General features: G+C 31.5%; 8 protein-coding genes. 1 reads left to right on the top strand and 7 read right to left on the bottom strand.

Going from position 1 to position 9053, the window contains the following annotated elements; genetic code table 11:
• Positions 1–219 (top strand): hypothetical protein (locus tag LI074_RS02130; protein WP_207718427.1); only part of this gene is annotated, 219 nt, incomplete at its 5' end.
• A 742-nt stretch (positions 220–961) separates the two neighbouring features.
• Here LI074_RS02130 and LI074_RS02125 read toward each other — a convergent pair.
• The 7 genes from LI074_RS02125 to LI074_RS02095 form a co-directional block, all read right to left on the bottom strand.
• On the bottom strand, positions 962–2419 hold the full coding sequence (locus LI074_RS02125) for a lipopolysaccharide biosynthesis protein (RefSeq protein WP_173697767.1): 1458 nt from the start codon (positions 2417–2419) through the stop codon (positions 962–964).
• A gap of 9 nt (positions 2420–2428) precedes the next feature.
• On the bottom strand, positions 2429–3223 hold the full coding sequence (locus LI074_RS02120) for a glycosyltransferase family 2 protein (RefSeq protein WP_118521056.1): 795 nt from the start codon (positions 3221–3223) through the stop codon (positions 2429–2431).
• A complete protein-coding gene (locus LI074_RS02115) occupies positions 3216–4430 on the bottom strand; it encodes an O-antigen ligase family protein (RefSeq protein WP_265107629.1) in 1215 nt (404 codons plus the stop codon). Before LI074_RS02115 ends, LI074_RS02120 begins: the two co-directional genes overlap by 8 nt.
• The gene (locus tag LI074_RS02110; protein WP_173697766.1) at positions 4427–5326 is read right to left on the bottom strand and encodes an acyltransferase family protein; all 900 of its coding nucleotides are present in this window, start codon (positions 5324–5326) and stop codon (positions 4427–4429) included. Before LI074_RS02110 ends, LI074_RS02115 begins: the two co-directional genes overlap by 4 nt.
• Before the next feature lie 313 nt (positions 5327–5639).
• Positions 5640–6464, bottom strand: a complete 825-nt coding sequence (locus tag LI074_RS02105; protein ID WP_173697765.1) for a glycosyltransferase family 2 protein — start codon at positions 6462–6464, stop codon at positions 5640–5642.
• 21 nt (positions 6465–6485) lie between these two features.
• Entirely contained in the window at positions 6486–7733 is a 1248-nt protein-coding gene (locus tag LI074_RS02100; protein ID WP_173697764.1) for a glycosyltransferase family 4 protein, read from the bottom strand.
• Positions 7727–9040, bottom strand: coding sequence for a hypothetical protein (locus LI074_RS02095; protein WP_173697763.1), 1314 nt, complete (start codon positions 9038–9040; stop codon positions 7727–7729). Before LI074_RS02095 ends, LI074_RS02100 begins: the two co-directional genes overlap by 7 nt.
• Positions 9041–9053 lie beyond the last annotated feature (13 nt).

Here is a 9053-nt window from a genome sequence, read left to right as displayed (position 1 = left end):
TTCTATGAGACTGGAATTTACTCTTGCCAACTGGAAGTTAAAAATACATTTAAGTATGATACCATCATATCAAAAATTTCGCAACAAAATATCGAACATATTTTCTTTTTTATAATGCTGGATACAGCTTTTTATAGGGAGAAATTGAATGAAAACCGTTTTGTTATTTTTATTTATTATGAGTGCAGATATGCACAGTTTGCGCTTTCATATCGGTAATTGAATTGCCGAGGATTCCCACTTATTATCCTAAAAATTCATATTATACTTTTTTTAGAAAGCTTTTAGGATATGTTCACTCATTTTATCGGTATTTCATAGAGTCTGACCCCGGAGTATTCACAGCATAATATCCTGAAAGGGACGTTATTGTTTCCCTCTCCAATACATACTTTGATATATTTTTTTACTTTCAGATTTTATTTACTCAACTTTCCCAGCTAATATCTCTAAATAAAGTCTGAATAAATGCGGCTTGAGATGCAATCCATTCACTTACCTATAAATGAGCAAGTTCGTGATTTTGCATAAAAGAAAGACACCTTGATTCCGTGTGTTGTATAATGAAAGTGCCTAAACAAACATTTGCAACATTTACGAAAGAAGGTGTCTCTCGCAAATACTATACATCATTCTACATTCATATACAACCAGCTTAAGAAATTAAACTTATGCAAATTTTATTCCAATCGAGTAATAAATCATCTTATAAGCATTCTGATCAGCATATTTCTTTTAGTGTGAACTCTGCAAAAAAGTTACACTAAATCCGCTACGCCGTATAAATACTAGATTTTCATGGATGATTTTAGTGTAACAGTTACACTAAAACCAATTTGGAGAAAATAACTTGTTTTCAAGCTTTTTAGCTATTTAGTGTAACTTTTATGAAAAGTTCAGATATATACCCTTAGCTGGACGCACGGTCAGATTCCAATGTTCCTCAACTGTGAAAGTAAAATCATTTTATTTTTTTCTTAACTATAGATAAAATATATTCAAATGATTCAACCTTGAATACATATGAGATTCCTACATAAATTATAGCACCAAATATAATCTGTACAGCAAACTGAATTATAACAGGCAAGGATAAATATGATATAAAATAAACACCGACTCCCATTATAACAGCGCTTATCAAAGCCGGAAAGATATCTAATAACTGTTCCTTTATAGAATAATCAATTAAGCTTTTATTTGGCAAAATGTTAATTACCATTGAAATAATTCCAAATATCGCGGCTGAAACGGCAATAGCAAATACACCAAAGTACATCGCAATAACCACCATTGTAATTCCTATCGCTTTTTTTAAAATTTCAAGCTTTAAACATAAGTCGCTTCTTCCAATAGCTTTAATGATTTGCCAATTTGTAGTCTGTATTGGCTGAGTCATCCAATACAAACACAAAATTTGCATGTAAATAATGCTATTGCTCCACTTATCTGTCAATAATAATAGAATAAGAGGTCTAGACACCACTATTAATCCGATCATTATCGGAAAAATAATATAAGAAGTTGTTTTCATAGCTCTTCTTCCTATAGCCTTCAGTCTTTCTTTATCTTCTGCTGCTGACATAGCAGGAAAAACTACATTGCCAATTGCTGTATCAATATTTGTAATTGCCAAAGATGGTATTTGATTTCCCTTATTATAATAAGCAAGATCTGCTGATGAATAAGAACGTCCAATAATAAGACTTCTCGATTCATTATATACTACATTAATTAAATTGGAAAAAACCAATTTCCATCCAAAATCCATCAATTGTTTTGCACGTTCAACAGAAAATATTAATCTTGGATGCCATGGCACAGTTTTCAACAATACCAATATGTCAATAATTGTATTTGTCAAATATTGAAACACAAGTGCCCAAACGCCAAAGCCAGAATATGCCAATACGATACCTAAAATTCCTGAAATAACAGTTCCTCCTAAAGTTGAAAAGAAAAATTTCTTAAATATCATTCTCTTCTGAACATACGCATGTTGCACTGTTGCTATTGATGATAATACAATCTTTATTGATAAAATTCTAAGCACCAAAATAATTTCCTTTGTGTGATAAAATTCGGCAATATATGGGGCTCCAATAAATAATATAATATAAATAACTATAGACAAACTTAATGTACAAAAAAATACGGTAGAAAAATCCAATTCATCTGCATCTTTCTTTTGTACAAGAGCCTCTCCAAATCCTGTACTAGTAAAGACATTTGCAATATTAATAAAAACCATTACCATTGCAATAATTCCATATTCACTTGGAAGCAAAATTCTAGCCAAAATTATTGATAATATAAAAGACACTCCCTGGGCTAGGATTCTCTCACCAAATGTCCAAAATAATCCTGCTAAAACTTTTTCTTTTGTACCGTTTATGCTTTTTATTTCATTATCGCTCATATTTTTTCCTTATTTCTTATATAAATCCTGAAGTAATATACGATCCTTTCGTTTTGTCAAACTTAATAAAGCATCAAAAATTTTTAATAACTTGGTTTTCACAAAGAATCTATATAGCATATTAAAATTGCCTACTTCAAAGTAATATTTTTCTTTATCACTGCTTTTTTGACCTTCATGTTGTCTAAAGCCTGATATTGTTGAATTCACTTTATATAAAGGTTCATATTTCGCAAAATTTTTCCATAACTGAAAATCTCCTGCCATTTTATAATTTCTAATTAAACTTCCTTTACTTTTTTCCCATAATTCTTTTGTCCAAAATGTTGACTCCTGCTGAATAAAAGGAAGAATTCTTCCATCATGTAATCCTGCTTTAATAGCCATTCTTGTATATGTACTAATCCTGAATTGACATCTGCTTATATTATTATCATTCCAATATGTAGGAAATCCCATACACCATTGAGCTTTTGTTTCACTTATCACTTTTTGCATCACTTCAAACGCCCAAGGCATTAACATATCATCCGAATTAAGCCAACACAAAATATCCCCTGTTGCTAACTCGAATCCATTTGCTATGGCATCATACATTCCATTGTCTTTTCTACTATAAATTTTAACATTATATAATTTTTCATATTTCTTAGCTATTTCAAGCGTATTGTCGGTCGAACCACCATCCATAATAATATGTTCAAAATTTTGGTATGTTTGATTCATAATAGATTTTATACATTCTTCAATGTATTTTTCTCCATTATACACGGCTGTAACTATTGTAATTTTTAATTCACTCATCTTTCTTCATCCTTCCTACCGGTCGTTTTTCACACATATATATATATGAAGATATTAATATAAATAAGTAAAGTGGTTCATACGGTGTAATTAAATCGGTAATCATTGCAATAAAATAACCCAAAATTGCAGCTGCAATAATATTTTTATAATTGTAATTTCGTATTTTTCGTGCAGACTTAATCATGCTATAGAAAAATAACAGAAATGGAATCAGACATATGATACCTCCATTTACTAAAACCTCCAGGAACTGATTATGTGCAACAAAATACACATCTTCAAGAATCTGCGTTTTATCATTCCAGTAGGTTTTGGTCAACCATCCATATTGATTCAATGCATATGAATCACCTTTTCCGTATAAAAAGTGTATGCCTATTAATTCAAGCGCTTGATCCCATAAATCTGTTCGTCCAGTCAATGTCGTATCTTTTCCAAATATTGTTCCAATAAATAGTCCTAATTTTTCCTGTACTCGAAACACAACAATAGCAACATCTGCAATAACACCAATAACTATCCCGGCTTTCATATTTGCTGGTTTCTTTCTTTTATTGCAGACAGTGCAATACCACATAAACACACCCAAAACTATCAACGCTGTAATTGCAGTCGAAGATTCCATCAAAAATACAGCTATAGTTGCCACACTAACCCCTGACAGAAATCCTTTTTTATGAATGTAATTTTCATTATATAAATAAAATATTATCACTAAATATACTATTGTAAGACTAATAATATGGTTTTTTGTACTCCAAAAATATATGGCAGTATCATAGGAATCTCTTGCTATACCTCTTCCGTATAAAAAAATAACTGACAAAAAGTTCAACCAAATAAAAACATTCACTAATCTATAAAAGAAAAGTATCGCTCTGTTTCCATATTCATATAAAAGAAAGGATACTACAAGTACAAAGACCCCCATCATAACCGCAGTCTTAAAATCATATAATATATCAAGTTTGTTTATAGCAGAAGCTATTATCTGCATTATGTACATTACAATTATAAACCACGTTGATTTTTCCAAACATTTTATTTTTTTTATTCGTTTAAAGATATAAATTACGCCACAGGCTACTGCACAAAGTTTCCAATAATACCATATAGAAGACAAACTTGTATCTGCAATGCTGCTTGGATAAAAAAAAGGCACTATAAGAAATATCCATACTATTGTTTCTTTCTTTATCTTCATATTTTAGCTTTCTTCTTTCTAATAACTATTTTTTCTACTATTCTTCTGACTTGAGTTGAAATAGAGTTGACTATAATAGCATACACATATATTCCGACTACGGCGACTACAAATGATAGAGGAAATGCTAAATGTTCCGCACATAAATCTATTACTACCATTTGTACTAGATAAATCTCTAATGTGATTTTGGCCAGAGAATCAGCAATTTTTGAAATAGCTGTTTTGTGTTTAATTTTAATAAAAAAGCTCTCAAGGTTTTCAAACAAATAAGTAATATAATAAATAAAAACAACTTCTTCAACATGAATAATAAACTGAAACGGAAGCAGGACAGTACATCGTTTAATAACGAATTGCAAGCCATAAAATATCACGAACATAGCACTACAAACAATTAATAAACTGACTTTATTTTGGGCATTACTCCTTTTCTTTTTCTTGCAATAAAAACCCAACATCATAACTGCAAAATAATAAATCCACTTAAATAAGCTATCCCTTTCTATGGATACATATGATTTATCAACACACAATACATATGAAATTGTATATATTATCCCAATTGTTATGAAAACTACTTTGAAACTAAGTGTTCCATTATCAAGCAATCTAACTGTAATATAATAGAGTATATACAAAACCAATATTGCTTGAACGAACCAGAATCCTACTGTCGGATTCACAATATTTCCTAATATCTCCTTTAAGTTAGGGGTTGCTATATGTATCATATATCTGTAGAAAGTATTTATTAAAACAGCAACCACGCATGGAAGATATATTCTCCACAATCTGTGCAAATACCAAGCCCCCCCCGTCCACGACAATTGACCCTCGGCTTTTAATATTCGAAAGACAAAACCCAGATACCCAAAAAAAGATACTATTACCAATACTTCCTCCCATGGACAATTGTGATATTGGATAAATGGTATCAAAATGCGAATTAGTTATTAATATTGTCGCAAGAGCTTTTAAATATATAACAAATTCAAACATTGTTATGACCACCCCTCCTATTCTGGCAGATTTAAATCTATTGATTTTACTGACTATAATGATTTTTTTCACCTTAAAAACAGAGCCAGGAATGATAGATATCATAATATCTATATTAGTCAAACTCCTAGTCCTAGCATTTTTAAAGTATTCCACTGTATTACCGGCAGTCAGTAATACCCGATAGTTTTTGTTTCATAGCAAAATTTATATAAAGTATTTTTTTGAACAATTTCTTTTATTCTTTAAAGTATACAAAAATCCCCATAATTTCTTTTGATTCTTTATGCCATTGATAAGTTTTAATCTGATCCCTTTATATTTTCCACGAAATACAGCGATTCCCCTTGGAACTCCATTTCTAGTCGCAACAATAACACCTTCTTCAAAGACTTTTTTTGCATTGGCATCACTTGCACCGCCAGCTGACATTGATACAATTACATTTGGTGTATATTTGAAATTAGCTCCCTTGCTATAAAATCGTGCCATTAAATCTTTATCCATTATGTATCTAAGATTAATATCAAAGCCTCCCCATTTTTCGTAAGCTGTTCTTCTTACAAAACATGTCGGATGCATAAGTACCATTTCATATTTTAATTTTTTCAATTGCATTTTAGACTTTCTAATATATTGCAGATTACGCTCAGCATCAATCCAAAGACAATCCCCACATACAATATCAACTGTTGGTGTAAAAGCATCTGCAATTTTCACTAATGCTTCATCCATAAGTTGATCATCTGAATTTATAATTCCAATGATATCTCCACTGCTCCTCTGAATTCCTTTGTTAAAAGCATCAGAAATACCATGATCTGGTTCCGATTTATAATTTACTTCTATTCCTGCCTTTTCTAATTCTGGAATATACTTTTTTATCAAGTTTATTGTTCCATCTTTTGATCCACCATCAACAAAAACATATTCCAATGGCCGATATGATTGCCCTAAAATCGAAAGAATCGTTTTTTCTATAGTATTTTTTGAATTGTATGAAATTGTAATAATAGAAATCTTTTCAGCCACTTCATTTTCTCCTTCAATTCTTTATTTTTCTGCAACTATTCTCCCATATATATCTTGTAACACTTTTGCATTATTCTCCCAAGAATAATGTGTTTCCAATCGTTTTCGACCAGCTATACCATGCTTTTCCATTAGATAAGGATTTTGTGCATACTGTTCAATTGCCCTTAGAAATCCTTGTTTTACAGATTCATAAGAAACAGGATCAATTAAAACACCCGTTTCGTCTGTAACAATTTCTCCAACGCCATGGTGATTAATTGCAATGACTGGCAGACCATGAGACATTGCCTCTAACACAACATTTCCAGATGTGTCTCGTAAACTTGTAAACACAAAAACATCTGCGTTGTCATATAAACTATTCACTTCATCATAGCTTAACGCCCCTAAGAAACGTACCTTTTCCTCAATTCCATATTCTCGCACAAGTCTTTCAGACGCTTTACGATCCTGCCCATCTCCAACAATGCTTAATGAATAATTTTCAAATTGGCTATTATGCAAGGCATCAATCAGAACTTTTAAACCTTTTCGTGGCCAAATACCGCCCACCCATAAAAGCCTAATCGGCCTCTTTTTGTTGATTGTTAAATCCTCATCATAATCTTTCACTTCATTCCTTTTCAGGTCATACCCTGTCTCTAGCAAGCGAACGTACTTTCTTGATTTCGGCATAATACTTTCTGTGGACTGATCTGCAATTAAAATAGTATTTGCCTTTTTAACAGCTGCTTTAATATCACTAGAGAATATCAAATAGAATCTATTGATAAAATTCCTTAATTTTTCTTTGTTGATATCTTTTCGACTAAAATAAGCGTCTTTGAAAATAGGATTATAAAACTGCCCGCCTCCAATTGGCCCCCAAACGAATGGCACTGGAAGTTGATACAGCTTTCCTGGTGTTCTAAATTCATTAAATGTTATATGGTGTACAATATCGATTTTCTCATCTTCAACAATTTTTCTTGCGATAGGTAATATTTCTTTTTGCCACATTTTATAGTAAACAAATATACCATTTGGCAATTTCTTCATTTTTCTTTTCCATGTAGCACAATCATGATAATAGAAATGAAGATGTTCCACTGGATGTTTCTGTAAAAATGTTTCGATAACTTTTCGATTGTTAGAGCGGGTTATAACATAAACCTCGTCCATTTTTGCCATTTGTAGTGCCCAATTCCAACCCACACCAGGTTCTGAACCCTTATTTGGTTCACATGCATACGCTGATATTAAAACCCGAATTCTATTTTTTACCATTTTCTTCGTTTCCTCATAATTGCATTGCATTCTTTAAGCATTTTATTAACACATTCATCAACTGTTCCTTCTGTAGTATCAATAAACACTGCTTTGGGATTATTAATGAATCTTTCATTCAATTTTCTCTTCTGTTCATCAATTTCATCAATTGTGATTTCATGTTTTCTATCCAGCAGTTTCTTACTATCACCAGTTAAAATAAATATAACATCTGGTTTTAAAACAAAATGTTCAAAAAACGAAAGAAATTTATCCGACAAATTCAAGTTATAACGCACTTTATCTATTGAATAGTCATAATAATATCTTTCAACCAATACCAGTGTACTTTTAATTTTTGCAATAGCAATCTTTACATTTCCAATTAAAAAATCCAGAAAATAATAGCCAAACTTAGCTACTGAAGTGAATTTTCCTGCTTTTTGCTTCTTTCCATGAGGATTTGATGCATCAATCGGTGTGGCATCTTTTTTTAACTGAGAAATATCTTTTAAAACACGCACTCTTGAATGATAATGATCAATTTTTCTAAATGCCGTAACATATCTAGCTTTTAAATTCTCTGCAATCGTTGTTTTTCCTGCGCCATCTACCCCTAGCAAAACAATGAAAAGACCTGTAGGATGAACAATTCTCTCAAATCTACGCTTCAAATCAAACACTTTATAATGCAGATTATCCGCAACATTGGAAGTTTTCTTTTTTAATAGCTGATGTGCTCGTTCTAAATCAATCAAGTTATATTGCGATGAATCAACACACTCAAGAATTTCATTAATCTGGTCTTCCGCTATGAATCTTTTCAGACCGGCTTTCGTTTCCTGCCTTTCTTTTTCGTTCATTGCTTTCCACAATGCAGTCAGCCGTTGCTTACTACCATCAGAAAAGACTTTCTTCAGTATTTTTTTTACTAAGACATATGTAAATTCAGTTTGTGGTTTTGGTATATAAAAATTTTTGTACATTCTCTTGCCATCTAAGAGTTCTTGTACTGAAATTACAACTCGACCATTTCTCTCATAATGTGTGCAAAAATCAACTTGAAGAAACTCATCATCATTCGAAATAACACAATCTGCTGCATAGTTTTCATGCCGCCAAAATTGAATTACTCTCCAGCCAGTTCCAACCAAGGTATCATCAAGCAACTTGATAGCGTCCTTTATATTCGGAACATTGATTGCTGTATCTATATCAGAGTCAAATCTATCCGGCAAATATTGATATGAATGAATAATAGCATAATCAATATTATTCGAATTGAAAGATTCAAATATATAATTAAAAACCTCTGTACAATTCATTTCTTTACTCTCC

The sequence above is a fragment of the Blautia sp. MSK18_10 genome (assembly GCF_020553185.1).
GTDB lineage: Bacteria > Bacillota > Clostridia > Lachnospirales > Lachnospiraceae > Blautia_A > Blautia_A wexlerae.
This window is presented reverse-complemented; position numbering and strand designations above follow the sequence as displayed.